General features: G+C 73.2%; 21 protein-coding genes. 15 read left to right on the forward strand and 6 right to left on the reverse strand.

The genetic code is table 11. The features are described from left to right. Positions 1-241: 241 nt before the first annotated feature. From JK356_RS03870 to JK356_RS03895, 6 genes are all read left to right on the forward strand, one after another. Positions 242-766: a PadR family transcriptional regulator gene (locus JK356_RS03870; RefSeq protein ID WP_201866048.1), complete on the forward strand. Its 525-nt coding sequence runs from the start codon at positions 242-244 to the stop codon at positions 764-766. Further along, entirely contained in the window at positions 766-1,440 is a 675-nt protein-coding gene (locus JK356_RS03875; RefSeq protein WP_201866049.1) for an ABC transporter ATP-binding protein, read from the forward strand. The genes JK356_RS03870 and JK356_RS03875 overlap by 1 nt, the downstream gene beginning before the upstream one ends. After that, positions 1,437-3,740 (forward strand): ABC transporter permease, encoded by a 2,304-nt coding sequence (locus tag JK356_RS03880; RefSeq protein WP_201866050.1) that lies wholly within the window; start codon positions 1,437-1,439, stop codon positions 3,738-3,740. Before JK356_RS03875 ends, JK356_RS03880 begins: the two co-directional genes overlap by 4 nt. 59 nt (positions 3,741-3,799) lie before the next feature. Beyond that, complete coding sequence (locus JK356_RS03885) at positions 3,800-5,194, forward strand: aspartate ammonia-lyase (RefSeq protein WP_201866051.1); 1,395 nt, start codon at positions 3,800-3,802, stop codon at positions 5,192-5,194. Positions 5,195-5,220: 26 nt separating this feature from the next. Then, positions 5,221-5,949, forward strand: a complete 729-nt coding sequence (locus tag JK356_RS03890; RefSeq protein ID WP_201866052.1) for a DUF402 domain-containing protein — start codon at positions 5,221-5,223, stop codon at positions 5,947-5,949. A gap of 141 nt (positions 5,950-6,090) precedes the next feature. Further along, positions 6,091-7,956 (forward strand): SpoIIE family protein phosphatase, encoded by a 1,866-nt coding sequence (locus JK356_RS03895; RefSeq protein WP_307815383.1) that lies wholly within the window; start codon positions 6,091-6,093, stop codon positions 7,954-7,956. Between the two features lie 44 nt (positions 7,957-8,000). On the opposite strand, the gene JK356_RS03900 is transcribed toward JK356_RS03895, so the two are convergent. Together JK356_RS03900 and JK356_RS03905 are read right to left on the reverse strand one after the other, a co-directional pair. Then, complete coding sequence (locus JK356_RS03900) at positions 8,001-8,540, reverse strand: carboxymuconolactone decarboxylase family protein (protein WP_201866053.1); 540 nt, start codon at positions 8,538-8,540, stop codon at positions 8,001-8,003. Between the two features lie 11 nt (positions 8,541-8,551). Next, on the reverse strand, positions 8,552-9,106 hold the full coding sequence (locus JK356_RS03905; RefSeq protein WP_201866054.1) for a peroxiredoxin: 555 nt from the start codon (positions 9,104-9,106) through the stop codon (positions 8,552-8,554). Positions 9,107-9,270: 164 nt separating this feature from the next. On the opposite strand from JK356_RS03905, the gene JK356_RS03910 reads away from it, so the two are divergent. Both JK356_RS03910 and JK356_RS03915 read left to right on the forward strand, forming a co-directional pair. Further along, positions 9,271-9,918 (forward strand): DUF1707 domain-containing protein, encoded by a 648-nt coding sequence (locus JK356_RS03910; protein WP_201866055.1) that lies wholly within the window; start codon positions 9,271-9,273, stop codon positions 9,916-9,918. Between the two features lie 212 nt (positions 9,919-10,130). Continuing rightward, entirely contained in the window at positions 10,131-10,487 is a 357-nt protein-coding gene (locus JK356_RS03915) for a WhiB family transcriptional regulator (protein ID WP_201866056.1), read from the forward strand. Positions 10,488-10,547: 60 nt separating this feature from the next. On the opposite strand, the gene glpX is transcribed toward JK356_RS03915, so the two are convergent. Beyond that, a complete protein-coding gene (gene glpX / locus JK356_RS03920) occupies positions 10,548-11,582 on the reverse strand; it encodes a class II fructose-bisphosphatase (RefSeq protein WP_201866057.1) in 1,035 nt (344 codons plus the stop codon). 138 nt (positions 11,583-11,720) lie between these two features. Here glpX and JK356_RS03925 point away from each other — a divergent pair, with 138 nt between their 5' ends. Next, positions 11,721-12,326: a DUF4245 domain-containing protein gene (locus JK356_RS03925; RefSeq protein ID WP_307815384.1), complete on the forward strand. Its 606-nt coding sequence runs from the start codon at positions 11,721-11,723 to the stop codon at positions 12,324-12,326. Positions 12,327-12,357: 31 nt separating this feature from the next. On the opposite strand, the gene JK356_RS03930 is transcribed toward JK356_RS03925, so the two are convergent. Together JK356_RS03930 and xseA are read right to left on the reverse strand one after the other, a co-directional pair. After that, positions 12,358-12,678 (reverse strand): exodeoxyribonuclease VII small subunit, encoded by a 321-nt coding sequence (locus tag JK356_RS03930; protein ID WP_201866058.1) that lies wholly within the window; start codon positions 12,676-12,678, stop codon positions 12,358-12,360. A 10-nt stretch (positions 12,679-12,688) separates the two neighbouring features. Further along, a complete protein-coding gene (xseA, locus tag JK356_RS03935; RefSeq protein ID WP_201866059.1) occupies positions 12,689-13,927 on the reverse strand; it encodes an exodeoxyribonuclease VII large subunit in 1,239 nt (412 codons plus the stop codon). 79 nt (positions 13,928-14,006) lie between these two features. Here xseA and JK356_RS03940 point away from each other — a divergent pair, with 79 nt between their 5' ends. The 3 genes from JK356_RS03940 (at position 14,007) to JK356_RS03950 (ending at position 16,934) form a co-directional block, all read left to right on the forward strand. After that, positions 14,007-14,993 carry a 4-hydroxy-3-methylbut-2-enyl diphosphate reductase gene (locus tag JK356_RS03940; protein WP_201866060.1) on the forward strand — a complete coding sequence of 329 codons (987 nt, stop codon included), beginning with the start codon at positions 14,007-14,009 and terminating at the stop codon, positions 14,991-14,993. Between the two features lie 131 nt (positions 14,994-15,124). Then, entirely contained in the window at positions 15,125-16,327 is a 1,203-nt protein-coding gene (locus JK356_RS03945; protein WP_201866061.1) for a hypothetical protein, read from the forward strand. A gap of 22 nt (positions 16,328-16,349) precedes the next feature. Next, on the forward strand, positions 16,350-16,934 hold the full coding sequence (locus JK356_RS03950; protein WP_201866062.1) for a hemerythrin domain-containing protein: 585 nt from the start codon (positions 16,350-16,352) through the stop codon (positions 16,932-16,934). A gap of 202 nt (positions 16,935-17,136) precedes the next feature. On the opposite strand, the gene JK356_RS03955 is transcribed toward JK356_RS03950, so the two are convergent. Further along, positions 17,137-17,664, reverse strand: a complete 528-nt coding sequence (locus tag JK356_RS03955) for a DUF6542 domain-containing protein (protein WP_201866063.1) — start codon at positions 17,662-17,664, stop codon at positions 17,137-17,139. 160 nt (positions 17,665-17,824) lie between these two features. Here JK356_RS03955 and ychF point away from each other — a divergent pair, with 160 nt between their 5' ends. From ychF to JK356_RS03970, 3 genes are all read left to right on the forward strand, one after another. After that, positions 17,825-18,913 (forward strand): redox-regulated ATPase YchF, encoded by a 1,089-nt coding sequence (ychF, locus tag JK356_RS03960; RefSeq protein ID WP_201866064.1) that lies wholly within the window; start codon positions 17,825-17,827, stop codon positions 18,911-18,913. A gap of 458 nt (positions 18,914-19,371) precedes the next feature. Beyond that, positions 19,372-20,622: a cellulose-binding protein gene (locus JK356_RS03965; RefSeq protein ID WP_201866065.1), complete on the forward strand. Its 1,251-nt coding sequence runs from the start codon at positions 19,372-19,374 to the stop codon at positions 20,620-20,622. A gap of 180 nt (positions 20,623-20,802) precedes the next feature. After that, a complete protein-coding gene (locus JK356_RS03970; RefSeq protein WP_201866066.1) occupies positions 20,803-22,032 on the forward strand; it encodes a lycopene cyclase family protein in 1,230 nt (409 codons plus the stop codon).

Consider the following 22,032-nt stretch of genomic DNA (forward strand, 5'->3'; position numbering starts at 1 on the left):
GCGTTCCTCTGCGTTCGCTAGGAGACCAGACGCAGCGATTGTCAGCAGCGTTGCCTGGTGACGGCCCGGCGGTGGCCCTCGGCCGCCTGCCTCCCGTCTCACGGTACGGGGTGATCCGGTCACGGGCGCGGGGCTTGTCCGAACCGTTGCGGCGGTGACGCCTTGGCGTGCTCACCGGGGCCGTTCCGCTCCTCACCTCGGCTATACACCGTGTTTATACACGGCGTGTATAGTGCTCGGCATGTCCATCAGCCATACCCTCCTGGGGCTGCTGGAGGCCGGGCCCAGACACGGCTACGACCTCAAGCGCGCCTTCGACGCTCACTTCGGGCACGACCGGCCGCTGCACTACGGCCAGGTCTACGCCACGCTCTCGCGCCACCTGAAGAACGGCCTCGTGGAGGTGGAGGGCACCGAACCCGGCGGCGGCCCGGAGCGCAAGCGCTACGCCATCACCGACGCCGGCATCACCGACGTCGAGCGCTGGCTGTCCCAGCCCGAGAAGCCCGAGCCCTACCTGACCTCCACGCTCTACGCGAAGGTCGTCCTCTCCCTCCTCACCGGCCGGGACGCCGCCGCACTCCTGGACACCCAGCGCGCCGCGCACCTGCGCACCATGCGCGAGCTGACCCGGCGCAAGCGCGAGGGTGACCTCGCCGACCAGCTCATCTGTGACCACGCTCTCTTCCACCTCGAGGCCGACCTGCGGTGGCTGGAGCTGACCGCCGCCCGCCTCGACCGGCTCGCCTCGGAGGTGACCAAGTAATGCCGCTGCTGACCGCCACCGGACTGCGTAAGACCTACGGCGCCACGCCCGCCCTCGCCGGCGCCGACTTCGCCATCGACGCCGGCGAGATCGTCGCCGTCATGGGCCCCTCGGGCTCGGGCAAGTCGACCCTGCTGCACTGCCTGGCCGGGATCGTCCCGCCCGACGAGGGCACCGTGATCTACGACGGCCGCGACGTCTCGGCCCTCTCCGACGCCGCACGCAGCGAGCTGCGCCGCACCCAGTTCGGCTTCGTCTTCCAGTTCGGCCAGCTCGTCCCCGAGCTGACCTGCGTGGAGAACGTCGCGCTGCCGCTGCGCCTGACCGGCACCAGCCGCCGCGAGGCCGAGGCCAGGGCCACCGCGTGGCTGGAGCGCCTGGAGGTGGACGACGTGCGCCACCACCGCCCCGGCCAGATCTCCGGCGGCCAGGGCCAGCGCGTCGCCGTCGCCCGCGCCCTGGTCACCCGGCCCCGTGTCCTGTTCGCCGACGAGCCGACCGGCGCGCTGGACTCCCTCAACGGCGAACGCGTCATGGGCCTGTTCACCGACGCCGCCCGCGAGACCGGCGCCGCCGTCGTCCTCGTCACCCACGAGTCCCGCGTCGCCGCCTACTCCGACCGCGAGGTCGTCGTCCGCGACGGCCGGGCCCGGGACATGCAGGGGGTGGCGTGAGCACGCTGGCTACCTGGGCGCGCGACCTGCGCCTCGGCGCCCGCTTCGCCCTCGCCGGGGGGCGGTCCGGCTGGGTCCGCACCGCGCTGACCGCCCTCGGCACCGCGCTCGGTGTCACGGTGCTGCTGCTCGCCGCTTCGCTGCCGAACGCCCTCACCGCCGGCGAACAGCGCGAGGACGCCCGGTGGCCCGTCTGCTTCAATGACTTCGTCACCTGCGAGGAGACGGAGCCGGGACCCGACACCGTCCTGTTCCGGCAGGAGACCACCTTCTACGGCGACGACCAGATCAGCGGCATGACCGTCAGCCCCGACGCCGGAGCCGGGACGACCGCTCCGCCGCCACCCGGTCTCGACGCCTACCCCGGTCCCGGCGAGATGGTGGTGTCCCCGGCGCTCGGCCGGCTGCTGGACTCCCCTGAGGGCGAGCTGCTCGCCGAGCGCCTCGACTACGAGCGCGCCGGCGTCATCGGTGACGAGGGCCTGCGCGGGCCGATGGAGCTGTACTTCTACCTCGGCTCCGACGACCTCTCCCTGGACGAGTCCGGCACCTTCCGCACCCAGGGCTTCGGCGGCGCGCTTAACGACGAGGGAGAGGTGCGGCCGGAGCTGCTGCTGCTCGCCCTGGTGGCGTGTGTGGTGCTGCTGGCGCCGGTCCTCGTCTTCCTCGCCGCCGCGGCCCGCGTCGGCGGCGAGCGCCGCGACCGCAGGCTCGCCGCGCTCCGCCTGGTCGGCGCCGACATCGCGACGGCCCGCCGCATCGCCGCGGGGGAGACGCTGGCCGGCACCCTCCTGGGCCTCGCGCTCGGCGCCGGCGGCTACCTGCTGCTGCGGCAGGCGGCCAACTCGGTCACCATCGGCAGCTACAGCGCGTACCCCTCGGACGTCACGCCCTCGCTGCCGCTCGCCGTCCTTATCTTCGTGGCCGTGCCGGTGCTGGCGGTCGCCGTCACGCTCGTCGCGCTGCGCGGGGTGGCCATCCAGCCGCTCGGTGTGGTGCGCGCCGCCGGGGACCGCCGCCGGCGGCTCACCTGGCGGCTCGTGCCCGGCGCGGTCGGCCTGCTGCTCATCGGGCACATCGCCAGCCAGGGCGGCGAGGCCGTGCGCCAGCGCCTCGGCCAGGTGGAGACCGTCGCGGGCATCCTGCTGCTGCTCGTGGCCGTCACGATCCTGCTGCCGTGGCTCGTCGAGCGCGTCGTCGGCTCCCTCGGCGGGGGTCCGGTGTCCTGGCAGCTCGCCGCGCGCCGGCTCCAGCTCAGCAGCGGCAGCGCGGCCCGTGCCGTCAGCGGCATCACCATCGCCGTGGCCGGTGCCACCGCGCTGTACATGGTGTTCGCCGGTGTGCGCACGGTGGAGACCGCCGACGCCGTGGCGGACGGCGGTTTCCAGGCGAAGGTCTCCGTCTATGACGACGCCGCGACGGCCAGGCAGGAGGCCGCTCAGTTCACGGCGGCTCCCGGCGTGACCGACGCGATCACCCTGGTCAACGGCTACGGCGAACTGGACGGCGATTACGTCTCCGTCGTGGTCGGCGACTGCGACGCGCTGCGCGCCCTGGCGCGGACCGGCGACTGCGCCGACGGTGACGTCTTCCTCTCCGGCGCCGTCGCCGCCTCCCCCGGCGGCCAGATCCGCTTCACCGACGGCGACGGCAGCACCTGGACCGTGCCGGAGGGCGCACGCAGCGTCGAGTCGCAGCCCACCGACGCCGGCACCTGGTACGGCAGCAGCGTCCTGGCCACCCCCGGCACGCTCGACCCGGCCCGGTTCGGCGACGGCGCCGAGACGGCCGCCTACCTGGTCACCGACCCCGCCCAGCCGCACACCCTCGAGCAGCTCCGCACTCTCGAGTGGGACAGTGAGCGGGACGTCACTGTCTCGACGGTGGGCAGCGACGGCACCTCGTCGCAGTTCCGGACCCTGAGCAGCGCCCTGGTCGTCGGGGCGTGCGGCATCATGGCGCTGATGGGCGCGAGCCTGCTGCTGTCGCTGGTCGAGCAGCTGCGCGAGCGCAAGCGCCAGCTCGCCGTCCTCGTCGCCTACGGCACCCCGCGCTCGGCGCTGGGCCTGTCCGTGCTGTGGCAGACCGCCATACCCGTCGTGCTCGGGCTCGTGCTCGCCTCCGCCGTGGGCACCGCCCTGGGCGCGGTGCTGACGAATCTGGTGAACGTGCCGGTCGACGACTGGTTCTCGTTCCTGCCGATGGCCGGCGCCGGCGTCGCCGTGATCGCCGCGATGACGCTGGCCAGCATGCCGCTGCTGTGGCGCCTGACCCGGCCCGACGGCCTGCGGACCGAGTGACGCCCCCGCCCCCCGTGCGGCCCGAGGGCCGCGCGGGGGGCTCGGGTAGATTCGAGGCCATGAGTGGGACGAACGAATACCGGATCGAGCACGACTCGATGGGCGAGGTGCGGGTCCCCGCCCACGCCAAGTGGCGGGCGCAGACCCAGCGCGCCGTGGAGAATTTCCCGATCTCCGGGCAGCGCCTGGAACGCGCCCACATCGCGGCCCTGGCCCGGATCAAGGCGGCGGCCGCCACGGTCAACGCCGAGCTTGGCGTCCTGGAGCCTGACATGGCCAAGGCCATCGCGCAGGCCGCGCAGGAGGTCGCCGAGGGCGCCTGGGACGACCACTTCCCCGTCGACGTCTTCCAGACCGGTTCGGGCACCTCGTCGAACATGAACATGAACGAGGTCGTCGCCACCCTCGCCACCGAGCGCCTCGGCCGCCCGGTGCACCCCAACGACCACGTCAACGCCAGCCAGTCGTCCAACGACGTCTTCCCCTCCTCGATCCACATCGCGGCCACCGCGGCCGTCACTGAGGAGCTCGTCCCCGCCCTCGACCACCTCGCCGCCGCCCTGGAGCGCAAGGGCGAGGAGTTCGCCGAGGTGGTCAAGTCCGGCCGCACGCACCTGATGGACGCCACGCCGGTCACCCTCGGCCAGGAGTTCAACGGGTACGCCGCGCAGGTGCGGTACGGCGCCGAGCGGCTGCGCGCCTCGCTGCCGCGCCTGGCCGAGCTGCCGCTGGGCGGCACCGCCGTCGGCACCGGCATCAACACCCCGCCCGGCTTCTCCGCCGCCGTGATCGCCGAGGTCGCCCGCGCCACCGGGCTGCCGCTGACCGAGGCCCGCGACCACTTCGAGGCGCAGGGCGCCCGCGACGGCCTGGTGGAGACCTCCGGGCAGCTGCGCACCATCGCCGTCTCGCTCACCAAGATCTGCAACGACCTGCGCTGGATGGGCTCGGGCCCCCGCACCGGCCTGGCCGAGATCGCGCTGCCCGACCTCCAGCCGGGCTCCTCGATCATGCCGGGCAAGGTCAACCCGGTCATCCCCGAGGCCGTGCTCATGGTCGCCGCCCAGGTCATCGGCAACGACGCGACCGTCACCACTGCCGGCGCCTCCGGCAACTTCGAGCTGAACGTGATGCTGCCGGTGATGGCCAAGAACGTGCTGGAGTCGATCCGGCTGCTGGCCAACGCCTGCCGCGTGCTGGCCGACCGCACCATCGACGGCATCACCGCCAACGCCGAGCGCGCCCGCGAGTACGCCGAGTCCTCCCCGTCGGTGGTCACCCCCCTCAACCGCTACATCGGCTACGAGGAGGCCGCCAAGGTCGCCAAGCGGGCGCTGGCGGAGCGCAAGACCATCCGCGAGGCCGTGCTCGACGGCGGCTACGTCGACCGCGGCGAGCTGACGCTGGAACAGCTTGACGAGGCCCTGGATGTGCTGCGGATGACACACCCCTGACCCCTCGGCCGGCATACCATGCCGGGATGACAACGGAGACTGACGGGGCCGCCCGCGGCGGCACGGCCCGCCGGCCGGGCGGCCCGCCCGGCCGCTGGCGGCCCGGCGACCAGATCCTGTGGCGCTACCGCACCAACAACGGCCCCGGCTTCTCCGTCTGCCGCCCCGTCACCGTCGTGCAGGACTCGCCCGGCCTGCTGGCCGTCTGGCTGGCGCCGGGCACCGAGTGCGTGCGCCCCGCCTTCGCCGACGGTTCCCGGCTGGACGACGAGCCGCTGGCCACCCGCTACACCCGTCCCCGCACCACCATACGCGCCCCCTGGACGGGCATGGGCGTGCTGAAGCTCGCCGAGCCCGGGCGGCCGTGGTCGGTCTGGCTTTTCTGGGAACGGCACTGGCGCTTCAAGAACTGGTACGTCAACCTGGAAGCACCCCGCGACCGCTGGGCGGGCGGGGTCGATTCGGAGGATCATTTCCTTGACATCGCGGTCTATCCCGACCGCAGCTGGGAGTGGCTGGACGAAGACGAGTTTGCCCAAGCGCGCGAGGCCGGGCTGCTGGACGCCGGGCAGGCCAGGCGCGTCCGTGCCGCGGCCGAGGACGCGGCACGCCTGATCGGCAGCTGGGGGCCGCCCTTCAGCCAGGACTGGCCCCGCTGGCGGCCGGACCCCGCCTGGCCGGTGCCGGCCCTGCCGCGGGACTGGGACCGCCCCCAGAGCGTCACCGGCCCGCCACAGCGCACGAGAACCTCTTGATACGCCCCCGGGCGTCGACCGTAGGATCGCCCCCACGACCGCACGACCCGCGACACCGGCCCAACGCTCCCGCACCTCACGCTCGTTCCCGCTTGGACGGATGGACATCCCCCCGTGACGGACCCGACCCCACCGCAGCACGTGGCACGTACAGCGGACGTAGCCTCTCGTGCCGAGAGAACCGCGCTGCCGCACGCCCGCGCCGGGCGCGACACCGCGGAGCACCCTGTCGTCGGCACCGGTCGTGACGTTCCCGGCACCGCGGGGGACGCCCCGGAGGAGCGGGACGGCGGCACGCGCGCGACCGAGCGGCTGCGGTTCGTGGGGTCCGCCACCCGCCGGATCGCGCGCGGCATGGCGGTCGACGAGATCGTGCTGGGCCTGTGCCGCGCCTCCGTGCCGACGTTCTCCGACGCCATCCTGGTCTACCTGCGGCAGCCGCTGCCCATCGGCGACGAGCAGCCGGTGACGCCGTGGGTGCTCAAGCTCCGCCGCACCGACCGCATCCCGGACACGCTTGCGCTCGGCGACAGCCCCGCCGCGGGCGCCACCGACTCGGTGCTGCCGCTGCTGTCGGCTGCCTTGCCCAAGGTGGACGTGCGGGGCAACGGGCCGCTGGCCGAGGTGCTGCGCGGCGTGCGGCCGGTGTTCACCGACTCCCAGGTGCCCAGGGCTGCGCTGCGGGAGCTGACCGGCGCCGAGCTGCCGCCCGAGGAACGGCGGGCCATCATCGCCCCGCTGCGCGGGCGGCGCCGCGTCATCGGCGCGGCCGTCTTCCTGCGCCACCCGGAGCGCGAGGCGTTCGAGCAGGAGGACCTCCAGGTCGCGCAGCAGCTGGCCACGCACTCCGCGCTGGGCGTGGACAAGGCGGCGCTGTACGGCCGGGAGGCCTCGATCGCGGACGAGCTGCAGCGGACGATGCTGCCGGACGACCTGCCGCAGCCCACGGGCGTGCGCCTGGCCAGCCGCTACCTGCCGGCTGCCCAGTCCGCGCGCGTCGGCGGCGACTGGTACGACGCCATCCCGCTGCCCGGCAGCCGTGTCGCCCTGGTGGTGGGCGACGTGATGGGCCACTCCACCACCTCGGCCGCGATCATGGGCCAGCTGCGGACGACCGTGCAGACGCTTGCCGGGCTCGACCTGCCGCCGCAGGAGGTGCTGCACCACCTCGACGAACAGGCGCAGCGGCTGGGCACCGACCGCATGGCGACCTGCCTGTACGCGGTCTACGACCCGGTGTCGCACCGCATCACCGCCGCCAACGCGGGCCATCCGCCGCCGGTGCTGCTGCGGCTGGACGGCAGCACCGAGCGCGTGGACCTGCCGCCGAACGCGCCGATCGGCGTGGGCGGCGTGGACTTCGAGCCGGTCGAGTTCGACGCGCCGCAGGGCGCCACGCTGGTGCTGTACACCGACGGGCTGGTGGAGTCCCGCACGCGGGACGTCTGGTCGGGCGTGGAGCACCTGCGGGAGAAGCTGACCGAGACGGCGTCGCTGACCCGGCAGGACACCGCGCCGCCGCTGGAGCCGCTGTGCGACGAGATCCTCGGCATCGTCGGGCACGGCGACCGCGACGACGACATTGCGCTGCTGGCGGCCCGCTTCGAGGGCATCTCGCCGGACCACGTGACGCTCCGCCAGCTCGACCCGCGGGCGGAGTCGGTGCGCGAGGCGCGGCGGCTGGTGCGGGAAAGCCTGGCCAGCTGGGACCTGACGGAGCTTGAGGACTCGGTCGAGCTGCTCGTCAGCGAGGTCGTCACCAACGCCGTCCGGTACGCCGAGCGGCCAGTGACGGTCCGTCTGCTCCGCACCGACGTGCTGCGCTGCGAGGTGGGCGACGACGTCCCGCAGCTGCCCCGGCTGCGGCAGGCCGGGCCCGCCGACGAGGGCGGGCGCGGCCTGTACCTGGTGCAGCGGCTGGCCCGGCGGTGGGGCGCCACCCGCCTGGGGACGGGCAAGCTCGTGTGGTTCGAGGTGGCGCTGCCCGCCCCCGCCGGCGGGAGCTGAGCGGCTGGCCCGGGGCACCGCCCGGGCCCCGGGGCCCGCGGCTGTCAGGGCTGCTCGGCCAGCACGGCTTCGGCGTCCAGGGTGACCCCGGCGGCGCGCACCACCGCCGCGATCTTCAGCGCCTCCCGCACGGTCTCCCGTGACACCCTGGCCTCGCGCAGGGCCCGTTCGTGCGCCGACAGGCACTGGCCGCAGCCGCCGAGCGCGGAGACGGCCAGCGACCACAGCTCGAAGTCGGCCCGGGGCACGCCCGGATCGGCGAGGGCCGACATCCGCAGCCCAGCGGGCATCGTCTGGTAGGCGGGGTCGCCGAGCTGGTGGCGGGCCCGGTAGAAGACGTTGTTCATCGCCATGACGCTGGCGGCGGTCCTGGCCGCGGTGTAGGCCTCTTCGGACAGGTTCTTGCGTGCCTCCGGCTCCAGTTCGCGCAGCACGGCCGCCGAGCCTGACGCCATGGCGCAGGCCAGCACGGTTCCCCACAGCAGGGGAGCGGGCAGCGGGGAGTTGCCGATGACCGAGCCGAGGTTGAGCCGCAGGTCCCGCGCGTAGGGCGGCAGCGCCGCCCGCACCTCGTCGAGTCCCATCGCCGCCGCCCTCAGGCCCCGGCGAGCAGGGCGACCGGGTCGAGGGTGGGCTCGCCCTTCGTCCAGTTGCAGGGGCACAGCTCGTCGGTCTGGAGGGCGTCGAGCACGCGCAGCACCTCGCTGGGGTTACGCCCCACCGAGCCGTCGGTGACCATGGCGAAGCGGACGACGTTGCCGGGGTCGACCAGGAAGACGGCGCGCTGGGCGAAGCCGTCGGCGTCCTGCACGCCGCAGGCGCGCATCAGTTCGTGGCGGCTGTCGGACAGCATCGGGAACGGCAGGTCCCGCAGGTCCTCGTGGGAGCGGCGCCAGGCGTAGTGCACGTACTCCGAGTCGCCGGAGACCCCGAGCAGTTGCGTGTCCCGCTCGAGGAAGTCGCCGTTGAGCCTGGCGAACGCCGCGATCTCCGTGGGGCACACGAACGTGAAGTCCTTGGGCCAGAAGAAGACGGCGCGCCACATGCTGCCGTAGGTGGTGTGGTCGATCCGCGTGAACGCCTTTTCGGCGTCCAGGCCGACGCAGGCGGTCAGGTCGTACGGGGGGAACGTGTCTCCGACGGTAAGCACCGGGAATCTCCTCGCGGCGTCGAGACGGATAGTCCGGGAACGCCGGGAAAGCTGATCTCTCGTCGCTTTCCTGGCGTTTTGTGAGGCCTTACGCTGCCATATCCCGTCCCGATCGCGGTAATTGCTCTGGTCGCGATGTATCGCGAGTCGGTACGCTGGACGGCGTGACCGCCGAGAACCCTCCCGCCGTGCCGCTGGGCAAGCCCGGTGACCCGCAGGCCGTCCGGGCGTCCGATGCCGACCGCGACCGCGTCGCCGAGATCCTGGGGGAAGCGCTCGCCGAAGGACGGCTGGACGCGGAGGAGCACGCCGAGCGCGTCGAGGCGGCCTACCGCGCGAAGACGGTCGGCGAGCTGCGGCCGCTGATCAGTGATCTGCCGGCGGGGCAGCGGGAGCAGACGCCGGTGCTGTCCCCGGCGGCGGCGCCGGGCTCCGGGCCGCGCAGCAAGAACGTCGTGGCCATCATGAGCGGCGCCAGTCGCCAGGGCACGTGGCGTGTCGGCGGGACGATCAACGCGGTCGCGGTGTGCGGGGGTGTGGAACTGGACCTGACCGAGGCGGTCTTCGACCAGCAGCACGTCGTGATCAACGCGACGGCGCTGTGCGGCGGCGTCGAGATCAGGGTTCCGGAGAACGTCTCGCTGCGCAACGGCGGCAGCGGCATCATGGGCGGCTTCGAGGTCGCCGAGACCGAGGCCGCCGATCCGGCCGCTCCCGTCATCCTGGTCCGGGGCGTGGCCATCTGCGGGGGCGTTGAGGCGAAGCCCGTGGCGGGGCGGCGCATCCAGGATCTCCGCGGCGGGGAGCGCTGAGCGCCCGGGACGGCGCTGAGATAGCGGCAACCGCACTCATACGACCGGTCATATCGTCGCTCCGTGCATAAGCGCGCGCACAGCGGGTAGGGCTGGGGGGACCGTCACTCGTTTGGCCGCAGGGCGGGAAGGGTGAACTGCGGCACGCCGCGGCGCGCGGGTGAGGGTCCCGTCGGAGAGCAGCGACCCGTAGCCGTCGTCAGGAGTGGACCGTGCTGCAACCATCACCGCCACAGGAGTCTCAGTGGGCCTCGGCCGTTCCCGCCCAGCGCACGTCGAGAGACCTGGCGGGTCCGTGGCACTCGGCAGCCGCGTGCCGGCGGGATGAGGCCGGACTCTTCTTCGCCCCCTCCCAGGAGCCCACGGCCGCCCGGCTGTCGCGTGAACAGGCGGCCAAGGCGGTCTGCGCCCGCTGCCCCGTGCTGCTGGAGTGCCGGGAGCACGCGCTGATGCAGCCCGAACCCTACGGCGTGTGGGGCGGCCTGACCGCCGCCGAGCGCCGTGTCGTCCTCAGCCGCCGGCGCCGGCGCGAGACGGCGTCCGCGTCGTCCAGCGGCCGCGTCGCCTGACGCCGTGCCAGGGGCCGCCGCCCGCGCGCATGCGGCGGCCCCCGGGCACCGGGCCGCTCCTCAGCGGCCGCGGTCGAAGTCGATGGCGCTGTAGGCGCGCAGCTTCGACAGGCGGTGTGTCGAGTCGATCTGCCGGATCGTGCCCGACCGTGACCGCATCACCAGCGACTGGGTCGTGGCTGTCTCGGCCCGGTAGCGGACGCCCCGCAGCAGCTCGCCGTCGGTGATGCCGGTCGCGACGAAGAAGACGTTCTCGCCGCGCACCAGGTCGTCGGTGTGAAGCACCGCGTCCAGGTCGTGGCCGGCGTCGAGGGCCGCCCGCCGCTCCTCCTCGTCCTTCGGCCACAGCTTGCCCTGGATGGTGCCGCCCAGGCACTTGATCGCGCAGGCGGCGATGATGCCCTCAGGCGTCCCGCCGATGCCCAGCAGCAGGTCGACGCCGGTGCCCTCGCGCACGGTCATGATGGCGCCCGCCACGTCGCCGTCCTGGATGAACTTGATGCGGGCGCCGCTCTCCCTGACCTCCCGCACGATGTCCGCGTGGCGCGGGCGGTCGAGGATGACGACGGTGACGTCCTCGGGCGCGCCGCCCTTGGCCCGGGCGACCCGCCGGACGTTGACCGCGGGGGGCGCGTCGATGTCCACGTACTCACTCGCCTCCGGGCCGGTGGCGAGCTTGTTCATGTAGAACACGGCGCTCGGGTCGAACATCGCGCCCCGCTCGGCCACGGCCAGCACCGAGACGGCGTTGCCCATGCCCTTGGCCGTCAGGGTGGTGCCGTCCACCGGATCGACGGCCACGTCGCACTCCGGGCCCGAGCCGTCGCCCACGCGCTCCCCGTTGAAGAGCATGGGCGCCTCGTCCTTCTCGCCCTCGCCGATGACGACGACGCCGTTCATCGACACGGTCGAGATGAGCGTGCGCATGGCGCGGACGGCGGCCCCGTCCGCGCCGTTCTTGTCGCCGCGCCCGACCCAGCGGCCGGAGGCCATCGCCCCCGCCTCGGTGACGCGGACCAGCTCCAGCGCGAGGTTCCGGTCCGGAGCGGCGGGTGAGACGTCGAGCGAGGGCGGCAGATGGTGGTGTTCAGGCATCGGCTGGCACCTTTCTGGCCTGGTTGAGGGTGGTTCGAGCGTAGCGCCAGCCGCAACATCTGAGCACGTGGACCGACTGATGAGCACATTGCGGGGGGTGGGTCCGGGCCAGCCGCGCGCGTGCGCCACCATGGAGGGGTGTCCAGCGACAGGAGCGAGACGGACGAGATGACGGCGCGGGAGGAGACCGGGACGCGCGAGACGGGCCAGGCGGCTGTGGCGCCCGCCCGGCGGAAGCTGAAGACCGTGCGCGACATGGTGCTGTCCATGGTGGTGATCTGCGCCGGTGCCTTCGCGCTGTACGTCTTCATCCCCGGCGAGGACTCCGTGGCCGAACCCCGGTCCGTCGAGTACGAGGTGGCCGCCAGCACCGCCGCGCGGGTCGCGCCGTTCGACGTGCTGGTGCCGCGCGGACTTCCCGACGAGTGGCGGGCCACCTCCGTGCGCTACGAGCCGCAGAGCGACTTCGGCCCCACCTGGCGGCTCGGCTTCGTCGACCCCGACGACCACTACGCCGCCCTGGCCCAGTCCGACGGCAGCGCGGACGGCTTCGTGTCCTCGCTCACCCACCAGGCCGAGGACACCGGCGAGACCACCCGGGTCGGCGGCGAGGAGTGGGCCCGCTACGAGGGCCCCAAGTACGACGCGCTGGTCCGCACGGAGCCGGGCGGCACCACCATCGTCTACGGCACCGCACCGTTCGGCTCGCTGGAGCGCTTCGCCGCCTCGCTCCAGCCGCGCTGAGCGCGCTCCCGGCCACGGGCACCAGCCGGGGCTAGGGGAACACCACGCGGCCGGTCTCGTCGCCGCCGTCCTCGGCAGCGGCGCCGTCCGCGGCCTGCCGCTGCCCTCCGCCCCGCTCCTCCTGCCCGTCGGCCTGCTCATCGGCGGTGTCCCGCGCGAGTGCCGCGTCGAGCCGCTCGCGCGCCCCTTGCAGCCACCGCCCGCAGACGGCCGCCAGCTCCTCGCCGCGCTCCCACAGCGCCAGCGACTCCTCGAGCGTGACGCCGCCCGCCTCCAGCTTCCGCACCACGTCCATCAGTTCGTCGCGCGCCTGCTCGTAGCTGAGGGCCCCGGCCGCCTCTGGTTCCGTCATGGCTGCCACCCTAATCCGCGGGCTCATCCCGCGGCGCGTCCTGGCCGGCGACGGTGACCTGGAACGACCCTTCGGCCACCCGCGCCAGCAGCGGCTCGCCCCCGCGCACCTCGTCCGCCGCGCGCACCGCGTGCCCGTCCTCGCGCTGGAGCACCGCATAGCCGCGCTTGAGCGTCGCGGCGGGGGAGAGCGCCAGCACCCGGGCCCGGGTGTGCTCCAGGTCGCTGGCCGCCCGGTCCAGCAGGTGCCGCATCGTGTGCCGGGCCCGCCGCGTCAGCTCCGTTACCTCCTCCTGGCGCCGCTGGACCATCAGGTGCGGCTCGGCCAGCACCTGCCGGGAGCGCACCGAGGCCAGCCCGCGCTCCTCCCGGTCCAGCAGCGACCGCATCACCCACCGGGCCCGCTCCCGCAGCTGCCGCACCCGGGCCTGCTCCTCGCCGACGTCCGGCACGACGCGCTTGGCCGCGTCCGTCGGCGTCGAGGCGCGCAAATCCGCCACCAGGTCGAGCAGCGGCGAGTCCGGCTCGTGCCCGATCGCCGAGACCACCGGCGTCTGGCACGCGCCGACCGCCCGCACCAGCTCCTCGTCCGAGAACGGCAGCAGGTCCTCCACGCTGCCGCCGCCGCGCGCCACGATGATCACGTCCACCTCGGGGTCCGCGTCCAGCTCCCGGACCGCCTCGATCACCTGCGGCACCGCGTGCACCCCCTGGACCGCCACGTTCCGCACGGCGAAGCGGACGGCCGGCCAGCGCAGCCGCGCGTTCTGCAGGACGTCGCGCTCGGCGGCGGAGGCGCGGCCGGTCACCAGGCCGATCCGGCGCGGCAGGAACGGCAGCGGGCGCTTGCGCTCCTCGGCGAACAGCCCCTCGGCGGCGAGCGCGCGCCGCAGCCGCTCCAGCCGCAGCAGCAGCTCCCCGACGCCCACGGCGCGGATCTCCGCCGCCCGCAGCGACAGCTGCCCGCGCCGCGCGTACCACTCGGGCTTGCCGTAGACCACGACCCGGGCGCCCTCGCTTATCAGCTCCGCCACTTTGTCGAAGACACCGCGGAAGCACGTCACCGTGAGCGAGACGTCCTGGGACGGGTCGCGCAGCGTGAGGAAGACGACGCCGAAGCCGGGCCGGCGCGACAGCTGCGTGATCTGGCCCTCGACCCACACCGAGCCGAGCCGGTCGATCCAGCCGCCGATCAGCCGCGACACCTCGCCGACCGGGAGCGGCGCCTCCGCCGAGTTCTCCACTGCCATGCGGCCACGCTAGCGCCCGCCACTGACACCGCGCGGACACCAGGGCGGGCGCCGTGGCCCGCACCCGTACGATGGGCACATGACCGAGCCGACCCCCGCCGCCCGCCGCGTCCTGCTCGCCTCTCCCCGCGGATACTGCGCCGGGGTCGACCGGGCGGTGATCGCGGTAGAGCGCGCCCTCGAGCAGTACGGCCCCCCGATCTACGTCCGCCATGAGATCGTCCACAACAAGCACGTCGTCCGGACACTGGAGCGCAAGGGCGCCATCTTCGTCGAGGAGACCTCCGAGGTCCCCGAGGGCGAGATCGTGATCTTTTCCGCGCACGGCGTGGCCCCGGAGGTCCACGAGGAGGCCGAGCGCGGCAAGCTCGCCACCATCGACGCCACCTGCCCGCTGGTCACCAAGGTGCACAAGGAGGCCGTCCGCTTCGCCAAGGAGGACTACGACATCCTCCTGATCGGTCACGAGGGGCACGAGGAGGTCATCGGCACCAGCGGCGAGGCACCCGACCACATCACGCTCGTGGACGGCCCCGACGACGTCGAGAACGTCACGGTCCGCGACCCCGACAAGGTCGTCTGGCTCTCCCAGACGACGCTGTCGGTGGACGAGACGATGGAGACCGTGGGCGCGCTCAAGCGCCGCTTCCCCAACCTCCTCAGCCCGCCGAGCGACGACATCTGCTACGCCACGCAGAACCGCCAGACCGCGATCAAGCAGGTCGCGTCCCGGTCCGACCTCGTGCTCGTCGTCGGCTCGAAGAACTCCTCGAACTCCAACCGCATGGTCGAGGTGGCGCTGGGGGCGGGAGCCAAGGCGGCGTATCTCGTGGACGACGCCTCCGAGATCGACGAGGCGTGGCTCACCGGCGTGACCACCGTCGGCCTCTCCTCGGGCGCCTCGGTGCCCGACGTGCTCGTCGACGGCGTCATCGACTGGCTCGCCGAGCGCGGCTTCGCCGACGTGGAGATCGTGGAGCCGATGAAGGAGCACATCCAGTTCTCCCTCCCCAAGGAGCTCCGCCGCGACCTGCGTGCCGAGGCCGCCGCCAAGGTGCGCGGCTGAACCCGGCGGCTTTCCGGGGGCTCGTCATCGGCCGAAGGGGTGCCGCGGCGGCCTCTCCCGTTTGATCCGCCACGGGGTGGTGGAAGCGGAGGTCACGTCCGCGAACATGCCCCGGGCGATGGGAGCCCTCTGTGACCTTCAACCCCCTGCGAGAGCGTGGCGTCCCGCTGGACCGCCAGGTCCGGAACTGGCGGGAGCTGAACGTCGACCCGATCGACCCCGACCGCTGCGACCCCTACACCCGCTGCCGGATCATCACGATGAACGGCATCGAGGTCGAGGCCCTGATGTTCAGCCACCACATGGCCCGGCACTGCCCCGACCCCGAGGTCAAGCGCCAGCTCGCGAGCGTCCGCTACTGCGAGGCGCAGCAGCAGAAAGCCGTCAACTGGCTGCTCCCCGGCGTCGCTTCGGTGCTGGAGACCACGATCGCCTACGAGCAGGTCGCCGTCGACCTGACGGCGTGGGTGGCCCGGATGGAGCCCGATCCGTACCTGAAGCAGGCTTACCAGTTCGGCGTGCTGGAGGACTTCGACCACCTGTACCGGTACGCCAACCTCTACGAGATGATCGAGCACCGCAAGGCGGAGGAGATCGTCGACAACCTCACGGAGGTCATGCCGGGACGGCCCACACGGTTCCACCACCGGGACCCGGTCGACAACGTCCGCGACCCGTACGACCGGAACCAGGCGCACCCCCTGTCGAAGCTGCACGCGCTGACGATCATGGCGGCCGAGCAGCAGACCATGAACTTCTACCTGAACGTCGGCCCCGAGTACATGGAACCGATCGCCCGCCAGCTCTACCAGGAGATCGGGCTGATCGAGGAGGAGCATGTCACCCACTACGAGTCACTCGTCGACCCCGGCGAGACCTGGTGGGAGCAGCTGGTCAACCACGAGTACAACGAGTGCTACCTGTACTACTCCTTCCTGCAGCAGGAGCCCGACCCGAAGGTCCGCGCCATCTGGGAGCTGCACCTGAACATGGAGATCGAGCAGCTGCGGGCCGCCTGCGAGCTGATGCGGCGCCACGACGGGCGCGACCCCGAGGAGCTGCTGCCCGCCGAGCTGCCCGAGCCGGTGAAGTTCGAGCCGAACAAGGGCTACATCCGCGAGCTGCTGGACACCCAGATCGACCTCACCACCCTCGGCGCCGGCTACGTGCGGGAGGCGCACGAACGGTTCGAGGCGATGCAGGAGCGCCTGCAGGGCGAGGAACCGCCGGCCAGTGACCGGGTGATGGAGATGCACCGGGAGATGTTCGGCCGCGAGTACCGGCTGGAGACCGAGGGCGAGCACCCCGACCCTTCGCTGCGGGTCCACGGCTGAGCGGGAGAGGGAGCACACCCACATGACGGATGACGCACGCACCGACGCCGCGGGCGGCCAGGACGACGTCGTCGCCCTGCTGATGCGGCAGCACGGCGACATCAGGAACCTCTTCGACGACGTGGAACGCGCCAGCGGCGACGAGCGGCGGGACCGCTTCCGCGAGCTGGTGCGGCTGCTGGCCGTCCATGAGACGGCCGAGGAAGAGATCGTGCACCCGGCCGCCCGGGGGCTGTTCGACGGCGCGGAGCAGGTCGTCGAGGAGCGGCTGACCGAGGAGCGCGGGGCCAAGGAACGGCTGAAGGACCTGGACGAGATGGATCCGGGTGATCCGGACTTCCTGCCGCGGCTGCGCACGCTGCGCGAGGAGGTCATGAAGCACGCCCGGGCCGAGGAGCGGTACGAGTTCCTCCACCTGCGGCGTTACGCCACTCCCGAGCAGCTGGCCGCCATGGCTTCCGCGATCCGGGCCGCCGAGGCCACGGCGCCCACCCGCCCGCACCCGGGCGTGGAGTCGGCGGCCGCCAACGTGGCCGTCGGGCCGTTCGCGGCGGTGCTGGACCGGGCCCGCGACGCCGTCCGCCGGGGCAAAAGCTCCGGGAACTGATCCGCGCGAGGCGCCGCCGCTGGGGCACGACGTCCCGGCGCCCCGGCGGCGGGGCGCCCCGCGCCAGACGGCACCACGGGGCTCGTCAGCCAGCCGACCACCGTCCCGTCGCGGGCGGGGAGCCCGGGGAGAGAGACGAGGGGCCAGCCGCATGGCCGGTGAACGGGCCGGGGCGGCGGCGGGCGGTGCCGCGGTGGACGGGTCAGCCGGCTTGCGTGGCAGCGGGCCGCCGGGCGCGGCGCTGCCGCCGCAGGTCGCTCACCAGCCGTGCCGTGCGGCGTCCCAGCGCGACCGCGGCGGCCAGCGCCGTGCCGGCGAACAGCCACGGCGCGCGCAGCGCCAGCTCCGTCATCACGCCCGTCGCCCCGCAGGTCGTCACCAGCCCCGCGGCGAAGGCGATCGGCGCGGCGACGGCGGCGCCGAGCAGGTCGGACGGCCGCACCCACGCCGCGCTGACGAGGGCGACCGCCAGGAACAGGCAGCCGTAGAGACGGTCGCCGCCGCATGCCTCGCTCAGCCAGGCCGCGCCGGTAGTGACCGCCGTCGCCATGACGCCGCAGCCGAGCCCGGTGAGCCTGGTCCGGGGCCGGCGGGACCGGTGGCGCGGCCCGGGCCTGCGGCGGTTCTGGGCCGGCTCCTGGCGGGCGGGCCCGCGCGCCGGGCGGGGGACGCCGGACAGCGCGGCGGGCGAGTGCCGGGAGCCGCCGAGTGTGTGCGTGCTGTGTTCCACTCCGACACCGTAAGGCGGCAAAAAGGAATATAAGGGTGATGGACACGCTTGTCGTCCCATACGATCGCCACCCCGGGGGCCGCAGGAGGGAAGGCGGCGCCCGTAGACTTGCCGGGTACTGTCGTCCGTTTCCCGCAACCTGATCCCGGAAGTCGTCAACGTGTCGCTCACGATCGGAATCGCCGGTCTGCCGAATGTCGGCAAATCGACCCTGTTCAACGCCCTGACCAAGAACGACGTGCTGGCGGCCAACTACCCGTTCGCCACCATCGAGCCGAACATCGGCGTCGTCGGGGTCCCCGATGACCGGCTGCCCCGGCTCGCCGAGCTGTTCAAGTCCGAGCGCATCGTCCCGGCGACCGTCGATTTCGTGGACATCGCGGGCATCGTGCGCGGTGCCAGCGAGGGCGAGGGCCTGGGCAACAAGTTCCTGGCCCACATCCGGGAGTCCGACGCGATCTGCCAGGTCATCCGGGCGTTCAAGGACGACAACGTCGTGCACGTGGACGGCAGGGTCTCGCCCAAGGACGACATCGAGACGATCAACACCGAGCTGATCCTGGCCGACCTCCAGACCATCGAGAAGGTGCTGCCGCGCCTGGCCAAGGAGGCCCGGGTCAAGAAGGACAAGCAGCCGGCTCTCGCTGCCGTCGAGGAGGCCAAGAGCATCCTGGAGGAGGGGCGCACCCTCTTCTCCGCGGGCATCGCCCAGGGCACCGAGCGCGCCGAGCCGCTGCGCGAGCTGCACCTGCTGACGGTCAAGCCGTTCCTCTACGTCTTCAACGTCGACGAGGACGAGCTGACCGACGAGGACTTCAAGAACGAGCAGCGCGCCCTGGTCGCCCCAGCCGAGGCGATCTTCCTCAACGCCAAGCTGGAGGCGGACCTCGCCGAGCTGGAGCCGGAGGAGGCCATGGAGCTGCTGGAGACCGTCGGCCAGAAGGAGCCCGGCCTGAGCACGCTGGCCCGCGTCGGCTTCGACACCCTGGGGCTCCAGACCTACCTGACGGCCGGGCCGAAGGAGGCGCGGGCCTGGACCATCAGGAAGGGTGCGACGGCCCCCGAGGCCGCCGGGGTGATCCACACCGACTTCCAGAAGGGGTTCATCAAGGCGGAGGTCATCTCCTTCGAGGACCTCATGGAAGCGGGCTCCGTCGCCGAGGCCCGGGCCCGTGGCAAGGCCCGCATGGAGGGCAAGGACTACGTCATGCGCGACGGCGACGTCGTGGAGTTCCGCTTCAACGTGTAAGCCCGCCCGCCGCGGCGGCGGCGAGCCTCACCGGCGCCGCGGCGGGGCGGTGCCTCGCACCGTGACGGCTCGTCTGCGCGCCGACCGTGTCCCGGAAGTTTTCGGCTGGCTCTCCCTTGCGTACCGGAAGCTGGCTGGAACTTTCCAGCGACAAAGGTGCAGGTGAGCGAGGTGAGGGGTGTCTTTCCTGCCGGTTTGTTCGGGTGCGCAGCGTCTTCTACTGCTGCGTAGGAGTGACCGCACGGCCAAGTTGCACCGGAGGCTTTCCGGATATTGTCATGTCCTTGACCTCTTTCTACGCTGAGAGCGCTTCCCCCGACCGGCCCAGGGCCGCGCGAGCCGCGTGAGCGCCCTCCAGGCAGACGTGCGCGGCCCGGGCCGGACGAGAGCACACACCCCCCCACCGGCGTGCCCGGCCGGGCCGCGAACCGGCCGCGCGCCTTTGACTGGAGGTCCCCATGCGTTCCTCTCGACTCCGCCCGCGCGTGTGGGCGGCAGCGGCTGTCACGGCCGTCGCGAGCCTGACGGCGGTCACCCTCAGCCCGCAGGCGGGCGCCGTGAGCGCCCCCGCGCAGGTCCAGCCCGCCGACGAGGACGACGGCGCCGACTGCGAGGTCCAGCCCGGCCAGACGTCCCCCGCCTCGCTCCTCCCCGACCCGTTCACCAGGATCGACGGCACCCGCGTCACCGAGCTGGAGGACTGGCGGTGCCGCCGGGCCGAGATCCGCGATCTGGCGGAGGAGTCCGTCTACGGCGAGAAGCCGGCGCCCCCCGAAAGCGTCACCGGCACCGTCACCTCCAGCCAGATCACCGTCCAGGTCTCCGACCAGGGCCGCACCGCCAGTTTCTCCGCCGACGTGCAGCTGCCCGGCGGTTCCGGCCCCTACCCCGCCGTGATCGTGCTGGGCGGGTTCGGCGCGGACACCCAGACGATCCTTCAGTCCGGCGCCGCCGTCATCAGCTTCGACCCCTACCAGGTCGGCCGCGAGAACACGCCGCGGCAGAGCAAGCAGGGCGCGTTCTACGACCTCTACGGCTCGTCGAGCGGCACCGGCCTGCTGATGGCCTGGTCCTGGGGCGTGAGCCGGATCATCGACGTCATCGAGCAGTCCGACGGCACCGTGCTCCAGACCGACGCCACCGGCGTCACCGGCTGCTCGCGCTTCGGCAAGGGCGCGCTGGCGGCCGGCGCGTTCGACCAGCGGATCGACCTGACCATGCCGATCGAGTCGGGCACCGCAGGCGCCCCCGTCTACCGCGGCATCCCGCAGGAGAGCGGCGCCCAGCCGCTGGACAGCGCCTACAACGAACAGCCGTGGCTGGGTGACGCGTTCGGCTCCTACACCAGCAACCCGGCCGCGCTGCCCGTGGACACCCACGAGATCCTGGGCATGGTCGCCCCGCGCGGCCTGCTGCTGCTGGAGAACCCGCACGTCGACTGGCTGGGGGCCCGGTCCGGCAGCGTGGCGGCGCTCGGCGCGGCCGAGATCTACCGCGCGCTCGGCGCCGAGGACAACATCAGCTATATCTCCAACGTGCAGGACGGCACCCACTGCGCTCCCCGGGCGGAGTGGCGCACCCCGATCCAGCAGCACATCGAGGAGTTCCTGCTCGGCTCGGGCAACGCGACCAGCGTGTTCGACATCGCCCCCAGCAAGGCCGGCGACCTGGCCGAGTGGCGGGACTGGGACACCCCGGTGCTCGGCTGACACGGCCGGCGGCCCGCGCCGCCGCGCCCCCGCGGACGATCCCGCCCCGGCACACCGCATCGCACGCCGGGGCGGGATCCTGTCGCGCCGGCGCGTGACCAGCCCCGGGGTGCATCCGCGGTCGCCCTCCGGCCGGAAAGGAGGAACGGAAGCAGCGGCCGCGGACGAGGAGAGACACCGGTGCGGGCAGCCGACGTCGTGATCGTGGGAGCGGGCGCCGCCGGGCTGTCGCTCGCCCACTGGCTCCACTCCCCGGCCGCCGGGACCCGCCCGCCCGACGTCGTCCTGGTGGACGCCCCGCCCGGCCCGCTGCGCCCGCCGGAGCGCACGTGGTGCTTCTGGGAAGGGCCGGGCGGCCCGCACGACGCGGCGGTCCGTGCCTGCTGGCGGCAACTGCGCGTGCGCGCACCCGGCGGCGCGGCCACCACCGTCCGCCCGGAACCGCTGCGCTACAAGATGATCCGCTCGGCCGACTTCGCCGCCGCCGTGCTGGGCCGCCTCGGCGGCTCCCCCTGCTTCCGGCGCCTGCAAGCCACGGTGACCGGGGTGCGGGACCTGGCGGACGGGGCCGAGGTACGCGGCCTGCTGCCCGGTGGCGACTGCTTCACACTGCGGGCCCGCTGGGTCTACGACTCCCGCCCGCTCGCCGCCCCGCCGCCCGCGCGCACCGCGCTGGCGCAGCACTTCCGCGGCTGGTTCGTCCGCACCCGTGACCCCGTCTTCGACCCGCACGTGGCGGACCTGATGGATTTCCGCACCCCGCAGCCCGCCGGCGGCCTGTCCTTCGGCTACGTGCTGCCCACCAGCGCGCACGAGGCCCTCGTCGAGTACACCGAGTTCTCCCCCGCGCCGCTGGACCGGGACGCGTACGAGGCCGCGCTGCGCCACTACGCCGAGGCGGTGCTGCGGCTCGGCCCGTACCGCGTCACCGGTGCCGAGCAGGGCCTGATCCCCATGACCGACGGCCGGTACCGCCCCCGTGCCGGCCGCTCGGTCTTCTCCATCGGCACGCGGGGCGGCGCCACACGGGCGGCCACGGGCTACACGTTCGCGGCCGTGCAGCGGCAGAGCCGGGCGGTCGCGGCGGCGTTCCGGGACGGGCGCACGCCCGCGCCGCCGCCCGCGTACGGGCGCCGCGCCCGCGCCCTGGACGCCGTGATGCTGCGCGCCCTGGCCACCGGGCGGCTGGACGGGCCCGCGTTCTTCTCCCGGCTCTTCGCACGGGTGCCTGCCGAACGGCTGCTGCGCTTTCTCGACGGCGGCACCCGGCTGTGGGAGGACCTGGCCGTCGGCCGGTGCGTGCCGGCCCGGCCGATGCTGCGGTCCGCCGCCGAACTGCCGTGGCTGCCGCGCCGTGCCGCCCTGCCCGGCGCCGTGCCCGGCCCCGCCGCCCGGACCGGGGCGGCCTGA

Origin of the sequence: Streptomyces sp. 7-21 (genome assembly GCF_016741785.1) — a bacterium.
Classification (GTDB): domain Bacteria; phylum Actinomycetota; class Actinomycetes; order Streptomycetales; family Streptomycetaceae; genus Streptomyces.